At 67.7% G+C, this 23,598-nt stretch carries 24 protein-coding genes and 1 riboswitch; of the genes, 5 read left to right on the top strand and 19 right to left on the bottom strand.

Annotated features, from left to right (window positions below):
• Window positions 1-32: 32 nt before the first annotated feature.
• Both C8D78_RS14525 and C8D78_RS14520 read right to left on the bottom strand, forming a co-directional pair.
• Window positions 33-1,580 carry a YifB family Mg chelatase-like AAA ATPase gene (locus C8D78_RS14525; protein WP_120954574.1) on the bottom strand — a complete coding sequence of 516 codons (1,548 nt, stop codon included), beginning with the start codon at window positions 1,578-1,580 and terminating at the stop codon, window positions 33-35.
• Window positions 1,581-1,937 carry a YraN family protein gene (locus C8D78_RS14520; RefSeq protein ID WP_120954573.1) on the bottom strand — a complete coding sequence of 119 codons (357 nt, stop codon included), beginning with the start codon at window positions 1,935-1,937 and terminating at the stop codon, window positions 1,581-1,583.
• Between the two features lie 141 nt (window positions 1,938-2,078).
• Here C8D78_RS14520 and C8D78_RS14515 point away from each other — a divergent pair, with 141 nt between their 5' ends.
• Window positions 2,079-2,501, top strand: coding sequence for an HAD domain-containing protein (locus C8D78_RS14515; RefSeq protein WP_120954572.1), 423 nt, complete (start codon window positions 2,079-2,081; stop codon window positions 2,499-2,501).
• A 43-nt stretch (window positions 2,502-2,544) separates the two neighbouring features.
• On the opposite strand, the gene C8D78_RS14510 is transcribed toward C8D78_RS14515, so the two are convergent.
• The 12 genes from C8D78_RS14510 to C8D78_RS14455 all read right to left on the bottom strand — a co-directional run bounded on the left by C8D78_RS14510 (window position 2,545) and on the right by C8D78_RS14455 (window position 11,171).
• Window positions 2,545-2,871: a DUF2469 domain-containing protein gene (locus C8D78_RS14510; RefSeq protein WP_120954571.1), complete on the bottom strand. Its 327-nt coding sequence runs from the start codon at window positions 2,869-2,871 to the stop codon at window positions 2,545-2,547.
• A gap of 135 nt (window positions 2,872-3,006) precedes the next feature.
• Window positions 3,007-3,672: a ribonuclease HII gene (locus C8D78_RS14505; RefSeq protein WP_120954570.1), complete on the bottom strand. Its 666-nt coding sequence runs from the start codon at window positions 3,670-3,672 to the stop codon at window positions 3,007-3,009.
• Between the two features lie 10 nt (window positions 3,673-3,682).
• Window positions 3,683-4,744, bottom strand: a complete 1,062-nt coding sequence (gene lepB, locus C8D78_RS19980) for a signal peptidase I (protein ID WP_244208415.1) — start codon at window positions 4,742-4,744, stop codon at window positions 3,683-3,685.
• Entirely contained in the window at window positions 4,745-5,419 is a 675-nt protein-coding gene (gene lepB / locus C8D78_RS14495) for a signal peptidase I (RefSeq protein ID WP_120954569.1), read from the bottom strand.
• A 129-nt stretch (window positions 5,420-5,548) separates the two neighbouring features.
• Complete coding sequence (gene rplS, locus C8D78_RS14490; protein WP_120954568.1) at window positions 5,549-5,908, bottom strand: 50S ribosomal protein L19; 360 nt, start codon at window positions 5,906-5,908, stop codon at window positions 5,549-5,551.
• Window positions 5,909-6,144: 236 nt separating this feature from the next.
• Window positions 6,145-6,939: a tRNA (guanosine(37)-N1)-methyltransferase TrmD gene (gene trmD, locus C8D78_RS14485; RefSeq protein WP_120954567.1), complete on the bottom strand. Its 795-nt coding sequence runs from the start codon at window positions 6,937-6,939 to the stop codon at window positions 6,145-6,147.
• Entirely contained in the window at window positions 6,940-7,518 is a 579-nt protein-coding gene (gene rimM, locus C8D78_RS14480) for a ribosome maturation factor RimM (RefSeq protein WP_120954566.1), read from the bottom strand.
• A gap of 111 nt (window positions 7,519-7,629) precedes the next feature.
• On the bottom strand, window positions 7,630-7,872 hold the full coding sequence (locus tag C8D78_RS14475) for an RNA-binding protein (RefSeq protein ID WP_018773450.1): 243 nt from the start codon (window positions 7,870-7,872) through the stop codon (window positions 7,630-7,632).
• A gap of 1 nt (window position 7,873) precedes the next feature.
• A complete protein-coding gene (rpsP, locus tag C8D78_RS14470; RefSeq protein WP_026266438.1) occupies window positions 7,874-8,299 on the bottom strand; it encodes a 30S ribosomal protein S16 in 426 nt (141 codons plus the stop codon).
• Between the two features lie 218 nt (window positions 8,300-8,517).
• Window positions 8,518-8,955 (bottom strand): hypothetical protein, encoded by a 438-nt coding sequence (locus C8D78_RS14465; protein WP_120954565.1) that lies wholly within the window; start codon window positions 8,953-8,955, stop codon window positions 8,518-8,520.
• A 177-nt stretch (window positions 8,956-9,132) separates the two neighbouring features.
• Complete coding sequence (locus tag C8D78_RS14460; RefSeq protein ID WP_120954564.1) at window positions 9,133-10,008, bottom strand: VOC family protein; 876 nt, start codon at window positions 10,006-10,008, stop codon at window positions 9,133-9,135.
• An 80-nt stretch (window positions 10,009-10,088) separates the two neighbouring features.
• A complete protein-coding gene (locus C8D78_RS14455; RefSeq protein WP_120954563.1) occupies window positions 10,089-11,171 on the bottom strand; it encodes an amidohydrolase family protein in 1,083 nt (360 codons plus the stop codon).
• 78 nt (window positions 11,172-11,249) lie between these two features.
• Window positions 11,250-11,357: riboswitch (TPP riboswitch) on the top strand.
• On the opposite strand from C8D78_RS14455, the gene thiC reads away from it, so the two are divergent.
• Window positions 11,353-13,203: a phosphomethylpyrimidine synthase ThiC gene (gene thiC / locus C8D78_RS14450; protein WP_120954562.1), complete on the top strand. Its 1,851-nt coding sequence runs from the start codon at window positions 11,353-11,355 to the stop codon at window positions 13,201-13,203. (Overlaps the previous riboswitch by 5 nt.)
• Window positions 13,204-13,212: 9 nt before the next feature.
• On the opposite strand, the gene C8D78_RS14445 is transcribed toward thiC, so the two are convergent.
• Window positions 13,213-13,947, bottom strand: coding sequence for an alpha/beta fold hydrolase (locus tag C8D78_RS14445; protein ID WP_120954561.1), 735 nt, complete (start codon window positions 13,945-13,947; stop codon window positions 13,213-13,215).
• A gap of 70 nt (window positions 13,948-14,017) precedes the next feature.
• Window positions 14,018-15,601 carry a signal recognition particle protein gene (gene ffh, locus C8D78_RS14440; protein ID WP_120954560.1) on the bottom strand — a complete coding sequence of 528 codons (1,584 nt, stop codon included), beginning with the start codon at window positions 15,599-15,601 and terminating at the stop codon, window positions 14,018-14,020.
• A gap of 152 nt (window positions 15,602-15,753) precedes the next feature.
• On the opposite strand from ffh, the gene C8D78_RS14435 reads away from it, so the two are divergent.
• Window positions 15,754-17,142, top strand: coding sequence for a glucose-6-phosphate dehydrogenase (locus tag C8D78_RS14435; RefSeq protein WP_120954559.1), 1,389 nt, complete (start codon window positions 15,754-15,756; stop codon window positions 17,140-17,142).
• A gap of 210 nt (window positions 17,143-17,352) precedes the next feature.
• Here C8D78_RS14435 and C8D78_RS14430 read toward each other — a convergent pair whose 3' ends face one another.
• Window positions 17,353-17,691 (bottom strand): P-II family nitrogen regulator, encoded by a 339-nt coding sequence (locus C8D78_RS14430; RefSeq protein WP_028276847.1) that lies wholly within the window; start codon window positions 17,689-17,691, stop codon window positions 17,353-17,355.
• On the bottom strand, window positions 17,688-19,055 hold the full coding sequence (locus tag C8D78_RS14425; RefSeq protein WP_120954558.1) for an ammonium transporter: 1,368 nt from the start codon (window positions 19,053-19,055) through the stop codon (window positions 17,688-17,690). The genes C8D78_RS14430 and C8D78_RS14425 overlap by 4 nt, the downstream gene beginning before the upstream one ends.
• 249 nt (window positions 19,056-19,304) lie before the next feature.
• Between C8D78_RS14425 and C8D78_RS14420 the strand changes: the two genes are divergently transcribed.
• Window positions 19,305-20,546 carry an MFS transporter gene (locus tag C8D78_RS14420; protein WP_120954557.1) on the top strand — a complete coding sequence of 414 codons (1,242 nt, stop codon included), beginning with the start codon at window positions 19,305-19,307 and terminating at the stop codon, window positions 20,544-20,546.
• A gap of 150 nt (window positions 20,547-20,696) precedes the next feature.
• Entirely contained in the window at window positions 20,697-22,298 is a 1,602-nt protein-coding gene (locus C8D78_RS14415; protein ID WP_120954556.1) for a hypothetical protein, read from the top strand.
• 83 nt (window positions 22,299-22,381) lie between these two features.
• On the opposite strand, the gene ftsY is transcribed toward C8D78_RS14415, so the two are convergent.
• Window positions 22,382-23,590 (bottom strand): signal recognition particle-docking protein FtsY, encoded by a 1,209-nt coding sequence (gene ftsY, locus C8D78_RS14410; protein WP_120954555.1) that lies wholly within the window; start codon window positions 23,588-23,590, stop codon window positions 22,382-22,384.
• Window positions 23,591-23,598: the final 8 nt, after the last annotated feature.

Raw genomic sequence — 23,598 nt, 5'->3', positions numbered from 1 at the left:
GGTGCTGGCACGTGCCGGCGGGATCGATACGCTCACGGGGACGCCGCGGCGGCCTGGCGGAGGCCGAGGGCCTGCCCGACGTCGTCCGCGTCCGGCACGTCTCGCCCGGACAGGTCCGCCAGCGTCCACGACAAGCGCAGCACTCGGTCGTAGCCGCGGGCTGTCAGGACGCCGCGTTCCAGGGCGTAGTCCAGGATGCGGGTGGTGGCGGCATCCAGCCGCAGGACTCCGCGCAACAGCCGCCCCGGCACCTGTGCGTTCGTTTCCAGCCCGAACCCCAGCAGCCGGTCCAGCTGGCGGTTCCGGGCCGCACGGACCCGCTCAGCGATGCTGGCCGTTGCCTCCTCCGCAGCCGGCTGGCCGAAGCCGGCGAGCGAGACCCGCTCCACCTCCAGCTGGATGTCCACCCTGTCCAACAGGGGTCCGGACATCCGGGACTGGTACCGGCGGCGCATCGTGGGGGTGCAGACGCAGTCCACGCCCTTCCCGGTGGCCTTGCCGCAGGGACAGGGATTCGCCGCGAGGACCAGCTGGAACCGGGCCGGGTAGGCTGCGGACCCGGCCGAGCGGTGAATAACCAGCTCGCCGCTCTCCAGCGGCTGCCGCAGCGCGTCCAGGACGCCGCGGTCGTACTCCGGCGCCTCGTCCAGGAAGAGCACCCCGCGGTGGGCCCGGGACGCCGCCCCGGGCCGGGGAAGTCCGGACCCGCCGCCGATGATGGCCACTGCCGTCGCGGTGTGGTGCGGGTTCTCGTAGGGCGGCCGGCGCAGCAGCTGCACGGAGCCCGAGGGCAGCGCACACAGGGAGTGGATAGCGGTGACCTCCATGGCCTCGGTGTCGCCCAGGTCCGGTAGGAGGCCTGGCAGCCGCTCGGCCAGCATGGTCTTCCCCGCGCCCGGCGGGCCCGTGAGCAGGAGGTGGTGGGCACCGGCGGCCGCCACTTCCAAGGCCCGGCGCGCCGGGCCCTGGCCGGAGACATCGCACATGTCCGGCGCCAGCGCGGAGCCGGCGCCCGTCTCCGGGCAGCCGGCGTCGTCGGCCTCGGGTTCGAAGTCGAGGGCCAGGTCCTGCGGGTCCGCGCCGCAGTCGAAGGCGAGGCGGGCCAGCGTGGTGTAGCCCCGGACTCGTGCGCCCGGGACGAGTTGGGCCTCGGCCATGTTGGCCCGGGCCACGACGACCTCAGGATAGCCGGCCCGCACCGCGGCCATCACGGCCGGGAGGATTCCCCGCACGGGCCGCAGCCGGCCGTCCAGCCCGAGCTCGGCGATGAAGACGGTGCGGCCCGTGGACCGGATGTCATTGGCCGCCCGCAGGACCGCCATGGCGATGGCGAGGTCAAAGCCCGAGCCCCGCTTGGGCAGGGACGCCGGGATGAGGTTGGCCGTGATCTTGCGTCGGCTCAGCGGGATCCCCGAGTTCTGCGCCGCGGAGCGGATCCGTTCCTTGGCCTCGTTCAGCGCGGCATCCGGCAACCCCAGGATCACGAAGGCCGGCAGGGTCTGGCCGATGTCGGCCTCGACCTCCACGATGTAGCCGTTGAGACCCACCAGGGCCACGGAGTAGGTCCGGCCCAGGGCCATCTACCCCACCCCCTGGAGGTGCTCGACGGCGGGCTCACGGACGCCGTCGTCCAGCACGGCGATTACATCCACCCGGCGCCGGAGCATCCGCGGCTCATGGTCCCGGCACCACGCCGCCCCGAGGCGATGGAGCCGGGCCAGTTTCTCCACGCCCACGGCTTCAAAGGGATGCCCGTACGCCAGCGATCTCCGGGTCTTCACCTCGGCGATCACCAGGACGTCGCCGTCGAGCGCCACAATGTCGATCTCGCCCTCGGGGCAGCGCCAGTTGCGGTCCACCACGCGCATGCCGAGCGATTCAAGATACCCGGCGGCGAGTTCCTCCCCGCGCCGACCCAGCAGATCCTTGGCTCTCATGACTCCAGCGTGCAGCGCCGGCACGGACGGACACAGGGCACACTTTGGCTATGTGGATAACGGCAAGGGAAACCGCAGCGGGGCCAGCGCTCCTGATCGCATAATCAAGGCAGGACCAGACGAACTGCAGGAGGAAGAGGAATGAAAGTACTTTTCCTCGATATTGATGGAGTCGTCAACCGCGTAGGTACGAGACAGCGCTATCACGGCTTCATGGGCATCGATCCTGTCCTGGCATCCAGGGTCCGCAGGATCATCCTTGAAACTGACGCAGTCGTTGTTCTTACGTCCACATGGCGGTACTTCCAAGACGGCCGTGAGGAAGTCGACCGACACGTCTGCAAGACTTTTGACGTCACACCGACAGCGGACACAGGTTTTCGTGGCGAGGAGGTGAAGATGTGGCTGGACCAGCATCCGGAAGTTACGCGGTACGCCATTGTCGACGATGACACTGACTTCTATGCCGATCAGCCCTTGTTCACAACCAACTGGCAAACGGGAATCACCGACGAGGTTGCACTGCAGGTAAACGAATTTCTCAACAGAGGCGATTACCCATGAGTGAACATCTGCCAATCGCCCGGCGAGGGCCAGGCAATTAGGGTCAGGTGCCCAGGTCCTCAACCTTGGGCAGGGCGAGTTCCTCGCTGCGCGGCAGTTCCTCGACGTTGACGTCCTTGAACGTGATGACGCGGACGCTCTTGACGAACCGGGCGGAGCGGTAGACGTCCCACACCCAGGCGTCCTGCAGCGTCAGGTCGAAGTAGACCTCGCCGTCGGCGCTGCGGGCCTGGAGGTCAACGTGGTTGGCAAGGTAGAAACGCCGTTCGGTCTCGACCACATAGCTGAACAGCCCGACGACGTCGCGGTATTCGCGGTAGAGCTGTAGCTCCATGTCGGTTTCATAGTTTTCAAGGTCCTCGGCACTCATGGTTCCATCTTGCACCATCGGGCGCGGGCCGTGCGCCACAGCCCGCCGGCTCCGCGCGCCCCGGGAGCCGCCCGTGCAGGCCCGGCGGCCGGGATTGCCGGGCCCATCACCTGCAAGCGAGGGTTCACCTGCTGGCTAGAGCAGCTGCCAGCTGACCCGGTGGTACGGCGTGGGACCGGCAACCCGGAGCGCTTCCTTGTGTGCCGCGGTGCCGTAGCCCTTGTTCTCGTCCCAGCCGTAGGCCGGGTACTCAGTGTGCAGCCCGCTCATCATGGTGTCGCGTTCCACCTTGGCGATGATGCTGGCGGCGGCGACGCTGAGGCACTGCATGTCCGCTTTCACCAGCGTGTGCACCGGGGCGTCGCAGCCGGGTGCGGCGGGACCGTCGTCAAACAGGGAGGGCTGCAGATCCGGCGAGAGCCAGTTGTGGCTGCCGTCCAGCAGGACCACCTCGGGCGTGACGCCGGCGGCGAGGACCGCGAACCAGGCGCGGTTACCGGCAAGCCGCAGGGCGCCGATGATTCCGAGTTCATCGATCTCGTTCGCGGACGCGTGACCCACGGCGGAGGCGACGGCCCAGTCCCGCACCAGCGGCACCAACCGCTCCCGGTCCGCGACCTTGAGCAGCTTGCTGTCCCGGACGTCGGACAGGAGCTTTTGCCGCTGCAGGTCCACGACGGCGATTCCCACGCTGACGGGGCCGGCCAGGGCACCGCGGCCGACCTCGTCGATGCCCGCGAGCAGCCGCGCACCGGAGCCGCGGAAGCGGCGTTCGTAGTCCAGGGTGGGGGCTTCGGACATGGCGGTGCGCTTACTTTCCGGCCGGGGCGGGGACCGCGCGGAAGACGTCCGGATAGTTATCCAGTGCCGAAATCCTGTTCAGCGGCCACGCGATGACCGCGGCCCGGCCTTCGATATCGGACTCGTTGACGAAGCCGCCGTTGGTGTCCATGTGGGCGCGTGAGTCCGCGGAGTGGTTGCGGTTGTCGCCCATGACCCAGACCTTGCCCGCCGGCACGACGACGTCGAAGTCGTGGACCTGGGGAATCTCGGCGGGGTTGATGTACTTCTCGTTCAGCGGGGCGCCGTTGACGGTCAGTTGACCGCCCGCGTCGCAGCAGACCACGTGGTCTCCGGGCAGCCCGATGACGCGCTTGACCAGGTGCTGTTCCGAGTTGTCCGGCAGCAGACCGACGAACGTCAGCCCGTCCTGCACCCACGTGAACGGCCCCTTCTTTTTCTCCGCCGCCGGGGTGAGCCAGCCCTGGCTGTCCTTGAACACCACGACGTCCCCGCGTTCCAGTGCCATGGGCTTCGGCACGAGGAGGTTGACGAAGATGCGGTCGTTCACATCGAGGGTATTGACCATGGATTCGGACGGGATATAGAAGGCCCGGAACAGGAAGGTCTTGATCAGGAAGGAGAGCACCACGGCCACGACCACCACCGTGGCCACTTCCTTCAGCCACAGGAAGAACGGGCTGTGCCCTTCCCGCGCCTTGGCCTTGCGGGCACGCCGTGGGGAGCGGCCGGCGTGGGCGGGTCCGGCATGACGTTCCCCGCCGGCCCGATCGGCGCGGAGTGCTCCGGCGCCCTCGTCCCCCGAAGCCGCCGACGGCGCCGCCGCCGCAGCGCGCGCACGAGCGGTGCCGGTGCCCGTGCCCGCACCGGGCTCCGCACCGGAACCCGCCGCGCCGGCGCCCGCACCAGCCGTGCCGACCCCCGCGCCGGAGGCCCGGCCGTCCTCCACCCGGGCCTGCGGCAGCCGCGCGGTGGAAGGCTCGGCCTGAGGCTCGTCGGGAATCGCCGCGGAGGTTACCCGGGGCAGGTTCTGGCCCTGCGGATCCGGAGTGCGCGGTTCGGTCTCGGGCATCTACTGTCCGTTCGTCGTCGTCGTTGTCGCGGCCGGTTCGGACCGCGCTACTGCTGCAAATCTATCAAGCGGCCAGATGATCTGTACCGGCCTGCCGATGACGCGTTCCAACGGCACCATGCCGCCGCCGGGGGCGCCGAGGAGACTGCGGGAATCGGCCGACACGGAGCGGTGGTCCCCCATGAGCCACAGCCGGCCAGGCGGCACCTCGATGCTGAACTTGGTCGTGCTCGGCGCATCCCCCGGGTAGAGGTAGGGTTCCGCAACTGGCTGGCCGTTCACTGTGAGCCGGCCGGCCGCGTCGCAGCACACTACGCGGTCTCCGGGCAGCCCGATGACGCGTTTGACATACGTCGTGTCGCTGCCCGCGAGGCCAAGCCAGCGTCCGGCGTCGGCGAGGGCATCCGCCACGGGGCCGTTGCCGCTGTTCAGCGGGGCAAAGGAGCCACGGCCGTCGAAGACGACGACGTCGCCCCGGTTCAGGGGCTGGGAGCCGGTGCGGGCAACCAGGATCCGGTCCCCGGTGCGCAGGAGCGGTTCCATGGAAGCGGACGGGATGAAGTAGATATCCAGCCACAGCGAACGCACCACGGCGCTGATGGCCACCGCGAGGACCAGGGCAAGCAACGCAAAACGCCAGCCCGGTTTCCCGGGCTGGCGTTTTGGCTGTTCCATGTTCGGTATCCCCTGGCGCTGTCGTGAACTAAATTGCGCTGTTGCGGATAGCCCCGGCGCCGCACTGGCTGAGGCACCGGACACGGTCCAAGGACCCGCGGCGAAAGCCTGTCGTGACAGACGAAAGGCTTATTTGCCGGTCTGGAAGTCGCGCTTTTCCTTGATCTTCGCGGCCTTACCACGCAGGTTACGCATGTAGTAAAGCTTGGCGCGGCGCACGTCACCCTTGGAGACGAGCTCGATCTTGTCGATGATCGGGGAGTGCACCGGGAAGGTACGCTCCACGCCGACGCCGAAGGAGACCTTGCGGACGGTGAAGGTTTCGCGGACGCCATCGCCCTGGCGGCCCAGGACGAAGCCCTGGAAGACCTGGACGCGGGAGTTCTTGCCTTCGATGATGTTCACGTGAACCTTGATGGTGTCACCCGCGCGGAAGACGGGAACATCGGTGCGCAGCGAGGCTGCGTCTACGGAATCGAGGATATGCATTGATCCACTCCTGGTGAACGCCACAGGTCACTCACGTTGGGGTTACGGCGGACAAGCCCGAGGGCGAATGCCGCCCGGAAATCTCCGCCGAAATTTTGTCAATCCGGCCCTGTCTGGAATAGACGGAGCCGGGGTGCCGGGCTGTTGGTGGCGCTCCCCCTGTGGCAGGTTCGCAACCCAGCAGGCACAAGGACTAATTTTGCCACACGTGGTGCCGGTTAGCCCAATCCCGTCGGCTAGGCGTCCGGACGCTGCTTGAGCCGGCCGTCGACGACGTCGTACCCCAGATCGGCGAAGGCCGTGCGGTCCGCGCGGGGCAGTTTGCCGGCGTCGAATTCGGCGAGCAGATCAGGGCGGCGTTCGGCGGTGCGCCTGTACTGCTCGTGCCGGCGCCACTGGGCGATCTTGCCGTGGTTGCCGCTCAGCAGCACCGCCGGGACGTCCCGGTCCCGCCAGCTGGAGGGCTTCGTGTAGACGGGGTACTCCAGCAGCCCGTCCGAGTGGGACTCCTCCACGAGGGATTCGGGATTGCCGACGACGCCGGGCAGCAGGCGCCCGATTGCCTCAACCATGGCCAGCACGGCGACCTCGCCGCCGTTGAGGACATAGTCCCCCAGGCTCATCGGGCGCACCGTGAAGTGGTCCGCCGCCCATTCCAGGACCCGTTCATCGATGCCCTCGTACCGGCCGCAGGCGAAGACCAGCTGGTCCTCCTCCGCGAGCTGATGGGCGGTGGCCTGGGTGAACCGCTCCCCCGCCGGCGACGGGACAATCAGCACCGGCTTTCCGGCCTCCGCAGGGCGTTCGGCCGCGACCGCGGTGAGGGCCTGCGCCCAGGGTTCGGGCTTCATGACCATGCCGGCCCCGCCGCCGTAGGGGGTGTCATCGACCGTCCGGTGCCGGTCGGTGGTGAACTCCCGCAGATCGTGGACCCTCAGGTCCAGCAGGCCGTCCTGGCGGGCTTTGCCGATCAGGGACAATTCCAGCGGTGCCAGGTACTCCGGGAAGATGCTGACGACGTCGATCCTCATTTACGCGTCGCTCCCGGCGGCGTCGGCCTCGGCCGGCTTTTCAGCGGCAGGCGCTTCCGGGAACTCGTCGGTGTTGACCTCGAAGAGTCCGGCCGGCGGGGTGACAACGACGTACTTTTCGCCCACGTTGACCTCCGGCACGATCTGCTCCACGAACGGGATCAGGACCTCGGCGCCCTCGGTGGTGGTGACCACCAGGAGATCCTGGACCGGCAGGGTGTGCAGTGCGGACACCTTGCCCACCACGTTGCCGCCCACGCGGACGTCCAGGCCCACGAGTTCGTGCTCGTACCAGCCTTCGTCGTCGTCGTCGGCGCCGATGCCTTCGGTTTCGATGAACAGCTTGGCGCCGCGGAGGCCCTCGGCCTCGTTGCGGGTCTCGATCTCGTCGAAGCCCAACAGCAGGATGTCCTTGTTCCAGCGGGCGCTGATCACTGTCAGCGGCCCCGCCGACGCGGGCTCCACGATGAACTGGGTGCCGGGGACAAACCGGTCGCCGGGCGCATCGGTCAGCACCTGGACGGTCACTTCGCCGCGGATGCCGTGGGGTTTGCCGATTCGTGCCACCTGGAGCTGCATCTGTTCCTCTGTTCGGGGTTGGTCGTTATTGGGTTTGCGCGGAAAACAGTCCGGCCCCTCCACCATTATCTGGTGAAGGGGCCGGACTAAAGACAAGTAGTGCTGAACGCGTTAGCGGCGGCGGTCCGTGTCGACGACGTCGACCCTGACCGGCTCGCCATCCGCCAGCGCCGCGACCACAGTGCGCAATGCGCGTGCGGTCCGGCCCTGCCGGCCGATCACCCGTCCGAGGTCGTCCTGATGAACTCGCACCTCGAGGGTTTCCCCGCGGCGGTTGTTCTTCGCACTGACCTTGACGTCCTCGGGGCTGTCAACAATCCCGCGGACCAGGTGTTCGAGCGCTTCTGCCAGCAATTTACTCTGCCTCGGTGGTCTCTGCTTCGGCGGCGTCGGCGGGAGCCTCGGCAGCTTCGTCCTTCTTGGCCTTCTTGGTGATGGCTTCCGGGATGATCACGGAACCCTTTTCCGGGGTGACGAAGGCAGCCTTGGGAGCCTTGGTCTTCAAGGTTCCCTCCTGGCCGGGGAGACCCTTGAACTTCTGCCAGTCACCGGTGATCTTGAGGATCGCGGCGACCTGCTCGGACGGCTGTGCGCCGACGCCGAGCCAGTACTGGGCACGGTCCGTGTCGACCTCGATGTACGAGGGCTCTTCGGTCGGGTGGTACTTGCCGATCTCTTCGATGGCACGGCCATCACGCTTGGAGCGTGAGTCCATGACGACGATGCGGTAGTACGGTGCGCGCATCTTGCCAAAGCGCTTAAGGCGAATCTTTACGGCCACTTTTGTGGTCACTCCTGTTTCTGAAACGGGGTCGAGCCCGGCGTTCTGCACCCGTGGGGCGGGCCATACTAGGGGGTTCTGAAGGACAAGATCCGGACGCGGAGAGAGGGGCCACGCAGATCGAGTACCTGTTCATTGTGCCAGATCACCGGCAGGATTTCGACTTGACACGGGCCCGGTGTCCCGGCGCGCGGCCCGGACAGGGCAATCGGGGCGGGTCAGGACGTCCAGACGTAGAGTCCGGACCGCGTGGCGGGGTCCACCGCGGCGGCGAGTTCGGCGATCCGGCGGACGTAGGCCCGGGACTCGTCGGGACCGAAGGGCATGTCTTCCTCGGCGGCCCAGTTGGCGGCGACGTCCTCCAGGACGTCACCCTCCCCCTCGGTTTCGTAGCTGAGGAGTTCCGCGAGCGTCCGGACCATCGCGGCGGGGACGCCGAGCAGGGAGTCGCTGGCTACATCCACCATCGCCAGCTCATAGTCCGCGCCCGCGGCGTGCACTGCCACGCCGGCGAGATCGCCGAGGCGTTCCACCTCGAAGTCGCTGATATCGGGAATGCGGACGGCCCCGGAGGCCGCCGGGCCGCCGCTCTCGAGGGCGCTGGCGCGCTTGAGAGCGTCTTCGTGGGTGGACACAAAGATTTCGGTGAATCCCATGCAGCTAGTCCTTTAGGGTTCGGCGGCACGTGGACCGCTGTTTGTGGCGTCACTTCAGCCTAGCGCGACTTGGCCACCACGACTGGACATGCCCTCCGCCGGCCGCGAGCACTGGACATATAGGAGCCATGTCCATTGCTGGCCGACCGCGCCGGGCATGTCCCGGAAGGCCCGGCCTTAGCGAACGGCGACGCGGATCCGGTTGCGCCAGGGGTCCTCGAAGCGCAGCTCGGCGCCGGTGTGGTGCGCGGCGAGGCCGGCGACCTTGAGCCGGTCGGCCAGGGCCCCGACGTCGTCACCGGAGGGCACCTGGATGAGGACCTCGCCCAGGCCCAGGGTGTCGCGCCGGGGCCCGGCGCCGCGGCTGTTCCACACATTCATGGCCATGTGGTGGTGGTACCCGCCGGCTGAAACAAACAATGCCTGGCCGTGCCAGCCCGCGGTCTTCTCGAAGCCGAGAATGCCGACATAGAACTCGTGCGCGGAGTGGACGTCGCCCACCTGCAGGTGGACGTGCCCGACGCCGGCAGCCGCCTCGCGCTGGCCGGTCACCGACTCCTCGGTCAGGTATTCGTTCAGGTAGCGCTGCGGCGGCAGGGCGAGGCTGTCCATGACGACGTTCTTGCCCTCCCAGGACCACGCCTCCCGCGGCCGGTCCCAGTACAGCTCGATGCCGTTGCCTTCTGGATCGTTGAAGTAGAAGGCCTCGCTGACGAGGTGGTCCGCACTGCCGGTGAAGGACTGGGGCTCATACTGGGCCGCGCTGGCAACGGTAGCCGCCAGGGAGTGCTGGTCCTCGAAGAGAAGAGCGGTGTGGAAGAGTCCGGCCTCGCCGCGGGACGGAAGGCTCAGCCCGGGAGCGGGGGCCAGGTGGACCAGGGGCTTCTGCTGGCGGCCAAGGTAGAGCCCGCCGTCCTGTTCCGCGACGGTCTCCAGGCCGAGGGCTCGCTGGTAGTAGTCGGTCATGAGCTTCATGTCGCCGACCTTGAGCATCACAGTGCCCATGGTGAGTGCGGCGGGAAGGAGATCCTGGGTGCTGGCTTCTGCAGTCATCGAAACGCTCCGGGGTTCTGTGGCCACCGGCTCTCGGTGACCTTACATAGACTTAAATTACTTGAAGCTTCAATTTATTCCTAGCGGACGAGCCGGCCCCGCAGCACGAGGTGCTGCAGCTCCGACAGGGTGCCGAGGTGCACCCTGGGGTCCTCGGCGCAGAGCAGAACATCCGCACTTGCCCCTTCCGCGATCGACTCCGCGCCAAGCCAAGTCCGTGCGGACCAGCCCGCGGCGTCGAGGGCGGCCGCGGCGGGCAGGCCGGCGGCGTGCAGCGCCTGGATCTCGTCCACGATCCGGCCGTGCCCGATCACGCTGCCGGCGTCGGTCCCGGCGAAGATGGCCACCCCGGCCTCGTGGGCCTCGAGGATCCGTTCGGCCCGCCGCGCCCACAGCGAGCGCATGTGGGCCGCGTAGCGGGGGAACTTCGCCTCGGCCCGGGCGGCGATGTCTGGGAACGTGGCGATGTTGATCAGGGTGGGAACGATCGGGACGCCCTGCTCCACGAAACGCGGCAGGTGCCGCGGCAGCAGCCCGGTGCCGTGTTCGATGCAGTCGATGCCGGCGTCGAGCATGTCATCGAGGGTGCCTTCGGCGAAGCAGTGCGCGGTGACGCGGGCCCCCTCGTCATGGGCGGCGCGGATGGCATCCTTGAGTGCTCCGGCGGGGAAGCTGGCGGCGAGGTCGCCGGCGTCGCGGTCGATCCAGTCCCCCACGAGTTTGACCCAGCCGTCGCCCGCCCGGGCTTGCTTCCGGACGGCCTCGACCAGATCCTCCGGCTCCACCTCGACGGCGAAGCCGCGAAGGTACCGCCGGGTCCTGGCGATGTGCCGGCCGGCGCGGATGATCCGGGGAAGGTCAGCGCGCTGCTGGAGCCAGCGCGTGTCGTGGACGGCGCCGGCATCGCGGACCAGCAGCGTTCCGGCGTCGCGGTCCGCCAGGGCCTGGGCTTCCGCGGTGTCCTCGGGAACGTCCCCGCCCGGGCCGAGCCCGATATGGCAGTGCGCGTCGACCAGCCCCGGGATGACCCAGCCGTCCAGGACAAGGTCCGGCGCAGTCGCGGGCCGCCGGAAGGTCAGCTGCCCGTCCACCGCCCAGAGCCCGTGGCGCAGCTGGTCAGCCGCGGTGAGGACGGGGCCGCTGAACTCGATGATGCCGGTCATGGCGTCAAGCCTAGTCCCACGGCGGTCCGCCGTCCGCGTCACACAGGACCGCCCGATGGCGGCACGTGGTAGCTTCGTCTACGACCACACGGGTGCCCCTGCAGGGGCTGAGATCGGGCTGACGCGGCCTGCGACCGTTGAACCTGTCCGGGTAATGCCGGCGAAGGAAGTGAGCATTTCCGTGAACACCCCATTTACACAGCACAGCCCTGCCCAAAGTCAGACGGCCCGCAACGAGCCAACCCAAAGTCAGCCGGCGGCCACCACACAGTCACTGAAGTCCCATTCGCTGGCCTTCAGCACGGACCCGGAGCACGGCATCCGCGTTCCGGTGACCGAGATTGCCCTGGAGCCTTCACCGGGCGGCGCCCAGAACCCTCCGTTCCGGGTCTACCGCACGGCAGGACCGGGCAGTGATCCGGTCCGCGGGCTGGAGCCTTTCCGGACCGCCTGGATCGAGGCCAGGGCGGACACCGAACCGTACGCCGGGCGGGAACGGGAGCTGCTCGACGACGGCAAGTCGGCCGTGCGTCGGGGTGCGGCGTCGGCCGAGTGGCGGGGCGGGCGCCCGGTGCCCCGCCGCGCCGTCGACGGCAGGACCGTCACGCAGATGCGCTACGCGCGGGACGGCGTCATCACCCAGGAAATGCGGTTCGTCGCGCTGCGCGAGAACTGCGATGTGGAACTCGTGCGCAGCGAGGTGGCCGCGGGCCGGGCGATCATTCCCAACAACGTCAACCACCCGGAGTCAGAGCCGATGATCATCGGCAAGGCGTTCCTGGTCAAGATCAACGCCAATATCGGCAACTCGGCCGTGACCAGCTCCATCGCCGAGGAGGTCGACAAACTCCAGTGGGCCACCCAGTGGGGCGCGGACACGGTAATGGACCTCTCCACCGGTGACGACATCCACACCACGCGCGAATGGATCATCCGCAACTCCCCCGTCCCGATCGGCACGGTCCCGATTTACCAGGCGCTGGAGAAGGTCAACGGTGAGGCGAACGCCCTGACCTGGGAAATCTTCCGGGACACCGTAATCGAACAGTGCGAACAGGGCGTGGACTACATGACCATCCACGCCGGAGTGCTGCTGCGCTACGTGCCGCTGACGGCCAACCGGGTGACGGGCATCGTGTCCCGGGGAGGCTCGATCATGGCCGGCTGGTGCCTGGCGCACCATCAGGAGAACTTCCTCTACACCCACTTCGACGAGCTCTGCGAAATCTTCGCCAAGTACGACGTCGCGTTCTCCCTCGGTGACGGGCTGCGGCCCGGCGCGACGGCGGATGCCAACGACGCGGCGCAGTTTGCCGAGCTGGATACCCTGGCCGAGCTCACGCAGCGGGCGTGGGAGTTCGACGTCCAGGTCATGGTGGAGGGTCCCGGGCATGTGCCCTTCCACCTCGTGCGGGAAAACGTGGAGCGCCAGCAGGAACTCTGCAAGGGCGCCCCCTTCTATACGCTCGGGCCGCTGGTCACCGACATCGCTCCGGGGTATGACCACATCACCTCGGCGATCGGCGCCACGGAGATTGCCCGCTACGGCACCGCCATGCTCTGCTACGTCACGCCCAAGGAGCACCTCGGGCTGCCGAACAAGGACGACGTGAAGACGGGCGTGATCACCTACAAGATCGCGGCCCACGCCGCCGACCTCGCCAAGGGCCACCCCGGCGCCCACGAACGCGACGATGCCCTGTCCAAGGCGCGGTTTGAGTTCCGCTGGCGGGACCAGTTCGCGCTGTCCCTGGACCCAGTGACCGCCGAGGCCTTCCACGATGAGACGCTCCCCGCGGAGCCGGCCAAAACGGCGCACTTCTGCTCGATGTGCGGGCCGAAGTTCTGCTCGATGCGGATCAGCCAGGACATCCGGGAGGAATACGGCACCGGAAACTATGGTTCGGCGGATTCACAGGCGGCCCTGGCGCAGATGGCGGCCGGCATGCGGGAGAAGAGCAATGAGTTCCTGGCCTCCGGCGGCAAGGTCTACCTGCCGGAGCCGTCCGTCGGAGGCCCCGCGGCCTCCTAGCGGTACAGGCTAGGACGCGCGGGCGTGCTGGAGCCGGCTGACCTCGGCGATGAACGAGCGGATGGCCCGGTCCCCGTCGGTTGAGTCCTGGGGCCGGTGCCCTCCCGCCGCCGTGCGGTGCAGGGCACCGGTCTCGCGCAGGTAGCCGGCGATTTCCTCATACAGCGGCTCCCAGCCGCCCGTCAGGACCAGCGTCGGCACGCCCGGGACGATCTGCAGCGGGGCTTCCCACGGCGGGGCCTGCAGGCGGAGCCGGTGCGCGGCCCGGAGGGCCTCGGGGGTCGTGGCTCCCGGGGCATCGGCCGAGAAAGCGCGGCGGATGAATTCCCGTTGGAAGTCATCGTCGCTGAGGTTGTGCCGGACGTCGAAGAGCGGCTGCATGAGGGCCCGGTGCGCGGCGGTGGCCGGGAGCTCGGCGGTCAGGGACAGGCAGGCCGGCTCCACGAGGGTCAGCGACTGGACGAGGTCGGGACGCTCGACGGCGGCCATCATGGCGGCGATGGCGCCCTGCGAGTGGGCCACCACGTGGCCGCCGGCCTCGCCGCGGCCGTCGTCTGCCAGCGATGCGAGCACGATTGCGGCGTCGGCGGTGAAGTTTGTTTCCAGCGGTTCCGCGACGGCGTCGAACCCGTGCCGCCGCAGGAACAGCGCGTCGTATTCCAGCGCCATTCCGTGTTGCTTGGGCCACGCGGCGGCGCCAAAGCTGCCATCCCCGTGAACGAAGACTACGCGCTGCTTGAACATGGTCTAACCATATGGCACTTCAGCGCTGCTGCCGCCGGCGACACAGTCCCGGCGGCATCAGCAGCTGCGGCTACTTGCTGCCGCCGAGGAACTTGTCGAAGCCCTTGGGCAGGTTCAGCTGGGACGGATCGAAGTCGCCGCCCTGCTGGCCGAAGGACGCCCCGGTGGGCAGGGCCTTGGTGCCGGCCGCGCGCCGGGTCTCGGCGTCGCGCAGTTCCTGGGCAGCCTTGGCCGGGTTGCCGGAGCGGGCCTTCTTCTTGGGCGCGGTCTTGGCTCCCTTGCGGGCCCCGCCGCCCATGCCGGGCATCCCCGGCATGCCGGGCATGCCGCCGCCGGCGGCCATCTTCTTCATCATCTTCTGGGCCTGGGCAAACCGCTCCAGCAGGCCGTTGACCTCGGAGACGTGGACGCCGGAACCGCGGGCGATGCGGGCGCGGCGGGAGCCGTTGATGATCTTCGGCGCGACGCGCTCGTGCGGGGTCATGGACCGGACGATGGCCTCGACGCGGTCGATCTCGCGCTCGTCGAACTGCTCGAGCTGCTGGCGGATGTTCTGCGCGCCGGGCATCATCATGAGCATTTTCTTCATGGAGCCCATGTTGCGGATCTGCTGCATCTGGGCGAGGAAGTCGTCCAGGGTGAAGTCTTCCTGGTCGGCGAACTTCTGCGCCATCCGGGCGGCTTCATCCTTGTCCCAGGATTTCTCGGCCTGCTCGATCAGGGTGAGGACGTCACCCATGTCCAGGATGCGCGAGGCCATGCGGTCCGGGTGGAACAGCTCGAAGTCGTCCAGGCCTTCGCCGGTGGATGCGAACATGACGGGCTTGCCGGTCACCGAGGTGACGGAGAGCGCGGCGCCGCCGCGGGCGTCGCCGTCGAGCTTGGACAGCACGATGCCGGTGAAGTTGACGCCCTCGTCGAAGGCCATGGCCGTGTTGACGGCGTCCTGGCCGATCATGGCGTCGATCACGTACAGGACTTCGTTCGGGACGATCGCCCGGCGGATCTGGCGCGCCTGCTCCATCATCTCGGCGTCGATGCCGAGACGGCCGGCGGTGTCCACGATCACGACGTCGTGCAGGGTGCGCTTGGCTTCCTCGACGCCGGCACGGGCCACGGCGACCGGGTCACCGGCGGGGTGGTCGAGTTCGGTGGACGTGGCGCCCGGGTGCGGGGCGAACACGGGCACGCCGGCGCGCTGGCCGACCACCTGCAGCTGGGTGACGGCGTTCGGGCGCTGAAGGTCGCACGCCACCAGCATGGGGCTGTGGCCCTGGGCCTTGAGCCACTTGGACAGCTTGCCGGCCAGGGTGGTCTTACCGGCGCCCTGGAGGCCGGCCAGCATGATAATGGTGGGCCCGGTCTTGGCCAGGCGGATCCGGCGGGTCTCGCCACCGAGGATCTCCACGAGCTCTTCGTTGACGATCTTCACGATCTGCTGGCTCGGGTTCAGCGCGCCGGAGACCTCCGCGCCGAGGGCACGCTCGCGCACGCGGCCGGTGAACTCCCGGACCACGGGAACGGCGACGTCGGCGTCCAGAAGGGCACGCCGGATCTCGCGGACTGTGGCGTCAACGTCCGCCTCGGTCAGGCGGCCCTTGCCACGCAGATTCTTGAAGGTTGCTGTCAACCGGTCAGAGAGTGAATTGAACACGCGCCGTGCACTTCTTTCAGTGGATCTACAGGTGGCGGCCGGTCCGGCACGCCAGCGTCGCGGCTGGTGTTCGCCTGAACGAACCGCCTCGACAACGGGACTCGACTATCTAGGGTACCAAGATGCGCCTTCAAGATGGCATGCTGGCGTAGGTGACCAGCCAAACAACTGTAAAAACCTTACTCATCCTGGGCGCTTCGGGCGACCTGACCGGCAGGCTCCTGTTGCCGGGGCTGGCCCGCCTGGTGGCCCGGGGACGCGCCGACGGCCTCACCCTGGTAGGGGCGGGATCGGATCCCTGGACGCCGGAACAGTGGCTCGACCGCATCGAGGAGTCGTTCGCGGACGAGAACTCCCAGGCCGATGCCTACGGCAAGCGGGAGCTGAAACGGATCCGGCAGGACAGCACCTACCACCAGCTCGACGTCACGGCCGAGGGGCAGCTCGCTGGGCTGCTGGCCAAGCTTGAGGGCCCGGTGGCCGTCTACTTCGCGCTTCCGCCGCATGTCAGCCAGCTGGCCTGTGAGGCGCTGGCGCCGAAGGACCTGCCCGCCGGCACCCGGCTGGTGATGGAGAAGCCGTTCGGCTCGGACGTGGAGTCCGCGCGGCACCTGAACCGGACCCTCGCCGCGCTGGTCCCGGAGGACCACATCCATCGGGTGGACCACTTCCTGGGCAAGGCGACCGTCCTGAACATCCTGGGCCTGCGCTTTGCCAACGCCTTCCTCGAACCCGTCTGGAACCGCTCAACCATCGAGAAGGTGGAGATCATCTTCGATGAGGATCTCGCGCTGGAGGGCCGTGCCCGCTATTACGACGGCGCCGGCGCCCTCCGGGACATGATCCAGAGCCACTTGCTCCAGATCATGGCGCTCATGGCGATCGAGCCGCCGGCGTCCCTGGATGAGCGGGACCTCCGTGACGCCGTGGCGACCGTGCTGCGCGCCAGCAGCATCAAGGCGCCCTACGCAAAAAGCACGCGCCGCGCCCGGTACACCGCCGGCTCCATCGACGACCGCAAGATCCCCGACTACGTGAAGGAGAAAGGGGTAGATCCCGCCCGGGAGACGGAGACCCTGGCCGAGGTCGAAGTGCAGATCGACAACTGGCGCTGGGAGGGCGTGCCGTTCATCCTGCGCTCGGGCAAGGCGCTCGGCGGCATGCGCAAGGAAGCCGTGGTGACCTTCCGGCCGGTGCCCTATCTGCCGAAGGGGTTCACGGGCGTGGACTCCCCCAACCAGCTCAGGATCGGATTCGGACCGGATACTTTGCAGTTCGACGTCGATGTGAACGGCCCGGGCGATGTCCTGAGCCTGGACCGGGCCACGCTGCATGCGGAGCTGAGCGCCTCCGAGCTCCTCCCGTACGGCGAAGTCCTGGAAGGGGTCCTTACGGGCGATCCCCTGCTGTCCGTGCGTGCCGATACCGCCGAGGACTGCTGGCGCATCCTGGCGCCGGTACTCAAATCCTGGTCCGCCGGGAATGTCCCGCTGGAGGAATACCCCGCCGGAAGCCCCGGTCCGGCGGACTGGCCGGCGTAGCGGCAGACCCGCAGTGTGCTGAGCGGAGTCGCGCAATGCGCGCCCGCGGCACACGACCCACGGCACACGAAGACACACGACAAAGCGGGCCGGATGCCTTCTCAGGCATCCGGCCCGCTTTGTCAGTTTGGCCTTTTCAGTGCGGCAGTGTCAGTGCTGCAGTGTCAGTGCGGCGATGTCCGGCTCCCTTCCGGGGCGGACGCTGAGCAGCTAGATCGCTGCCGAGCCGCGCTCTCCGGTGCGGACCCTGACGGCCTCGAACACGTCCATCGTCCAGACCTTGCCGTCGCCGGCCCGGCCCGTGTTTGAACTGGCGATGATGACATCCAGGATGTCGTCGGCCTGTTCGTCGGTGGCCAGGACTTCTACCCGGATCTTGGGCAGGAGGTCCACGTTGTACTCGGCGCCGCGGTACACCTCGGTGTAGCCGCGCTGCCGGCCGTAGCCGCTTGCCGCGCTGACCGTGAGGCCCTGCACACCGTAGGCCTCCAGGCCCTCGCGAATAGCTTCCAGCTTTTCCGGACGAACGATTGCCGTGATCAGTTTCATGCCCCCACACTTTCCTTACCCGTTGCGTTCTTCTTGCCGTTGGACGCGACGTCCACCGGTGCTGCGGAGACTGAGCTGTCTTCCTGCGGTTTGCCGGTAATGAGCTCGTGCAGCGGCTGGAAGCTGCCGCCGTGGCCGCCGACGCCGAACTCGTAGGCCGTCTCGGCGTGCAGGCTCAGGTCCACGCCGACGACTTCCTGTTCCTGGGAGACCCGGAAGCCCATGAGCTTGTGGATCGGGAAGGCGATGATGAAGGTCATCACCGCGGTGAAGGCGATGGAGATCAGGGCCGCGAGGGTCTGGGCGACCAGCTGCGTGGTGCCGCCGCCGTAGAACAGGCCTGCGGGGCCCTGGGTCGGGGTGGCGAGGAAGCCGATCGCCACGGTGCCGATGACGCCGGAGACGAGGTGGACACCGACGACGTCGAGCGAGTCATCGTAGCCGAACTTGAACTTCAGGCCGACGGCGAGCGCGGAAGCCACACCGGCCGCGACGCCGAGGGCGATCGCGCCGAGCGGGGAGACGTTGGCGCAGGCCGGGGTGATGGCAACAAGGCCGGCCACGACGCCGGAGGCGGCACCGAGGGAAGTCGGGTGACCGTCGCGGAAGCGTTCCACGGCGAGCCAGCCCAGCATCGCGGCGGCCGGGGCGGCCAGGGTGTTGATCCAGATGAGGCCTGCCTGCTCTACGGTCGCGGCGGCGCCGGCGTTGAAGCCGAACCAGCCGAACCACAGGATGGCCGCGCCGAGCATGACGAACGGGATGTTGTGCGGGCGGTGGTTCGGGTCCTTGCCGAAGCCCTTCCGGTTGCCGATGATCAGGACCAGGATGAGGCCCGCGACGCCGGCGTTGATGTGGACCACCGTGCCGCCGGCGAAGTCGATGACGGGTGCGAACGTCTTGCCGAACCAGCCGTTAGCGGAGAAGAGGCCGCCGCCCCAGACCATGAAGGCCAGCGGCGCGTAGACCAGGGTGGCCCAGATGGGGGTGAAGACCACCCAGGCGGAGAACTTGGCGCGGTCGGCGACAGCACCGGAGATCAGGGCCACGGTGATGATCGCGAAGGTGGCTGCGTAGCCGACCTTGAGCAGATCAGCGGGCTCGGTGAAGCCGTGGAGGCCGAAGTGGCTGAACGGGTTCGCGAAGATCTGGTAGAAGTTGTCGTCGTTGCTCGTAGCCATCGAAGCGCCCCAGAGGACCCACATGATGCCAACGGTTCCGATGGCGACGAAGCTCATCATCATCATGTTCAAAGCCGACTTGGCGCGAGTCATGCCGCCGTAGAAGAATGCTAGGCCCGGGGTCATGAACAGCACTAAGGCTGCGGCGACCAGGAGCCAAACGAGACCTGCGGTGAGTTCCATGGTCTACGTCCTCTCTTGCTTTTAGGTGCGGAGTGGTCCGCCGGTCCCAACGCATTATTTGCGTTCTAGTAAAGATTTTCGCGGGGCTGTGTTTCGCTGGCGGAGGATTTGCATTGCCGGGAAGTTACAAGAACCTCCCGGACGTAAATGGTGCGTCTCATGCTTGTTACGGTTATGTTTCATCCGTTTAATTTCTCTCTTGGGGGCCGGCCGCCACGGGCCCCGCTTCCAGCCAAGGACGACAGCACTATGAGCAACCCCTCCCGCCCCGCCGGCGAAGCAGCCCCGCAGGTGCCCTCCGGGGCTCCGGGGCGTTCGCGCCTGCCCCGGGATATCAAGGTGATGCTGGTCGCGGCGTTCCTGATCGCCATCGGCTTTGGCCTCGTCGCACCGGTGCTGCCCCAGTTCGCGACCACGTTCGACGTCGGCGCGACGGCGGCTGCCGTGATCGTGAGCATCTTTGCGTTCATGCGGCTCGTGTTCGCCCCGGCTGGCGGCGCCCTGATCGTGAAGCTGGGCGAACGGCCCGTTTACGTCGCCGGACTGCTGATCGTGGCGGTGTCGACGGCGGCCTGCGCCTTCGCCCAGGACTACTGGCAGCTGCTGATCTTCCGCGGCCTGGGCGGCGCGGGCTCGGTGATGTTCACCGTGGCGTCCATGGCACTGGTGGTCCGGCTCGCGCCGCCGGAGAGCCGGGGCCGGGTTTCCGGTGCCTATGCCTCGGCCTTCCTGATTGGCAATGTCTGCGGACCGATCGTCGGCGGGCTGCTGGCCGGGTTCGGCCTGCGGGTGCCGTTCCTCGCCTATGCGGCGGCCCTGCTCCTGGCCGCCTTCGTGGTGCAGACCCAGCTCAGTCACGTGCCGGCCGCCTCGCGGGAGTCCGGCGCCGCAGCCCCGGCGATGGAGCTCCGCGACGCGCTGCGGGACAGCGCGTACCGTGCGGGCCTGTTTTCCAGCTTCGCCAACGGCTGGGCCACGTTCGGGGTGAGGATGGCCACGGTGCCGCTGTTCGCCGTCGTGGCGCTCGGCGCCGGGCCGCAGTCTGCCGGTTGGGCCCTGGCCGTGTTTGCGGGCGGAAACGCGGTGGCACTGACATTCTCCGGCCGGCTGGCGGACAGCCTGGGCCGCAAGCCGCTCCTACTGGCCGGGCTGTTGGTCACCGGCACGGCCACGGCGGCGATCGGGTTCACGCACGAGCTGCCCTGGTTCCTGCTCGCCTCCGCCTGCGCCGGGATCGGCTCCGGGCTGCTGGGACCGGCGCAACAGGCTGCCATTGCCGATGTGATCGGCAATGAACGCTCGGGCGGCCGGGTCCTGGCGGTCTTTCAAATGGCCTCCGACAGCGGCGCGATCGTCGGGCCCGTGGTGGCCGGGCTGCTGGCGGACCGGCTCGGCTATGGCTGGGCCTTCGGCGTCACTGGAGGCGTGCTGCTGGCCGCCGCGGCCGTGTGGCTGACGGCCCGCGAAACCTTCCAGCGTCCGTTCTCCTGAGTGTCAGCGCTCGCGCTTCCAGTAATTGACTAGGCTAAGGGCAAACCAACCAAGACTGCTGGAGAATCCGTCATGCCCGACACTGACCACCCGTTAACCGACCAGGAGCCTGACTCCATAAGAGCCCGGCCACCCCGCAGAGTCACCAGGATGCGTCGTATCGCGGTCATCGCGGCCATCGCCGTCGTTGCACTGGTGGCCGTGCTGCTCACGGTGTCGTTGAACGCCAACAAGGCCGGCACCGCTCAAGCTCCCGTCCAGGACACGCCGGTGAAGCCTGCCCCGACCGGGAAGGCTCCGGCCGTCACGTACTACAAGCAGATTCCGCCGCCCAGCGGTTCCCCGTTGGAGAACGTGGATCCGCTGGAACTGACGGTGAAGAACGAGCCCGTGGGAACCACCCTGAACAAGGGCACGGTCGGGATTTCGCTGGAAGCAACCGATCTGGCGGACCCCGCGCTGAGCGCCACCAACGCTTCTATGGTGAAGCTGCTCAAGGACTCCGAGGACACCGTGCTGCGATTCGGAGGAAACGCTGTCGATCGCCGGTTCTTCTGGACTTCCACGGGCGAGGCGCTGCCCGCCAGCTACACGGGAGACAAGACACGGCCGGCCAAGGTGGTCACGCCGGATGACTTCCAGCGGGTGGCCGCCCTCCTGGAGGCGACCAATGCCAAGATCAGCCTCACCGTGGACCTCGGACACTACAGCCCCGACCGCGCTGCGGACATGATCAAGTACGCGTCAAAGATCTTCGGCCCGCGTCTGCTGAGCTTCACCGTCGGTAACGAACCCAACGGGTTTGCCTATACAAAACTGCGGCCGGCCGACTACGGCATCGAAAAGTACGTCACGGAACTTAAGGCGTATGCCGACGCCATCTACGCTGCCGCCCCCAACGTGGTCATCTCCGGACCTGGAGTCTATGACCAAAAGTGGTGGAAGCCCTTTATGGATGCCGATCTGCCGCAGAAGAAGGTTCTGTCCTTCCATAACTACCCGCTCTACAGCTGCACTGACACGACGTCGGACGGCTTCCCGACAATCCCCAACCTGCTGGGACAGGCAATTCACCAGCGCGCCGCCAGCTACCAGCAGCATGCCCTTGACGCGGCAAAATCTGCCGGGATGGAGACATGGCTCGCGGAAACGGGAATGTCCGCATGCCCCGGCTCCAACCAGACAACCAAGACCCATGCGACAGCGCTGTGGGCCGCGGACTATTCCTTGAACGCCGCCCGGCTTGGCATCACCAGGCTTGGCTTCCACAGCTCAATGGCCACCTGCAAGGGCGGCCCGCCAATGTCAGTGATCTGCAGCGGCGGCGCCTACCTGGAGCCCAATGGCGAGATGGTCCCCCGTGCGAACTACTTCGGCATGGCGATGGTCGCCGACCTGGCGCCGGGGAAGTTCCTCAATCTGGACAGCAAGGGCGGCGGCTCGTCCAACACCTACGCGCTGCAGAACGCTGACGGCAGCACCACGGTGGTCATCGTCAACAAAAACGACCCCGCGAAGGCCGCCCAGACCGAGGTGTCGCTCACGCTGCCCGGCTATGCCCTTCGCGGAACCATGACCCAGCTCAGCGGCCCCCGTCTGGACGCCCAGGACAGCACTGTGATCGACGGAGCCAAGGCAGGTCCCGTTCCTGCCGCGAAACGGGCCACCGTGCCGGGATTCTCCTACGGTTCCCAGACGCAGAAGTTCAAGCTGACGGCCGGCACCGTGACGGTGCTCAACTTCAGCTACTGACCCGACGCCCCAGCCGGGGCTGCGGTTAACAAGAAGTGCCCCGGTCCTGTGGACCGGGGCACTTCTTGTTGCGGTGGTGCCTGTTAGTTCAGCAGCGCGTCCACAAACGCCTCGGCGTCGAACGGGGCGAGGTCGTCGGCTCCTTCGCCCAGCCCGATCAGCTTGACCGGCACGCCGAGGGACTTCTGGATGGCCACCACGATCCCGCCCTTGGCGGTGCCGTCCAGCTTGGTCAGGACGATCCCGGTGATGTTCACCACCTCGGCGAACACCCGGGCCTGGTTGAGCCCGTTCTGGCCCGTGGTGGCGTCCAGGACCAGCAGCACCTCGTCCACTTCGGCGAGCTTTTCGATGACCCGCTTGACCTTGCCGAGCTCGTCCATCAGGCCGACCTTGTTCTGCAGGCGCCCCGCAGTGTCGATCATGACGACGTCGACCTCCTGGTCGATGCCTGCCTTGACGGCCTCGTAGGCGACCGATGCCGGGTCCGCACCTTCAATGTCCGACTTCACGGTGGGCACGCCCACGCGCTGGCCCCACGTGGCCAGCTGCTCGGCGGCGGCGGCGCGGAAGGTGTCGGCGGCGCCCAGCAGCACGTCCTTGTCCTCGGCCACGAGCACGCGGGCGAGCTTGCCCACGGTGGTGGTCTTGCCGACGCCGTTGACGCCGACCACCATCATGACGGCGGGCTTGTCCGCGTGGCGCTGGACGTTCAGGCTGCGGTCCATAGTGGGATCCACCAGCTTGATGAGTTCCTCGCGGAGCAGCGCCTTGACGTGCTCGGGCGAACGGGTGCCAATCACCTTGACGCGTTCGCGGAGCGCGTCCACGAGCTGCATGGTCGGTTCCGTGCCGAGGTCGGCCAGCAGGAGGGTTTCCTCGACCTCGTCCCAGACGTTTTCGTCGATCTTGTCCGCGGAGAGCAGCGCCAGCAGTCCCTTGCCCAGGATGGTGTTGGACTTGACCAGCCGCTCGCGGAGGCGGGTCAGGCGACCGGCCACCGGCAGCGGGGTTTCCACCGGCACGGTTTCCAGGCCGGCGGCGTTGTCCGGCACCTCGACCGTTTCGGGACCTGCGAGCCCGACGCCGTCCGGTGCGGATCGTTCCGGAGCCGGCGCGGGACGGTCCTCCACCAAGGTTCCGGCTCCCCGCGCCTGCACGGGATCGTTTGCGTCACGCGTGCCGGGATAGTTCTTGACGTTCTTCCGGGTCTTCATGAGCACCGGAATCAGCGCGCCGAGGACCACCAGGACAGCGAGAATGGGCAGAATAATAGGGAGGATGTCGTTCACTCCCCTAG

This window comes from Arthrobacter oryzae, assembly GCF_003634095.1.
Taxonomy (GTDB): domain Bacteria; phylum Actinomycetota; class Actinomycetes; order Actinomycetales; family Micrococcaceae; genus Arthrobacter; species Arthrobacter oryzae.
Note: the sequence above shows the minus strand (reverse complement) of the source record. Positions and strands in the feature narration are given on the sequence as shown.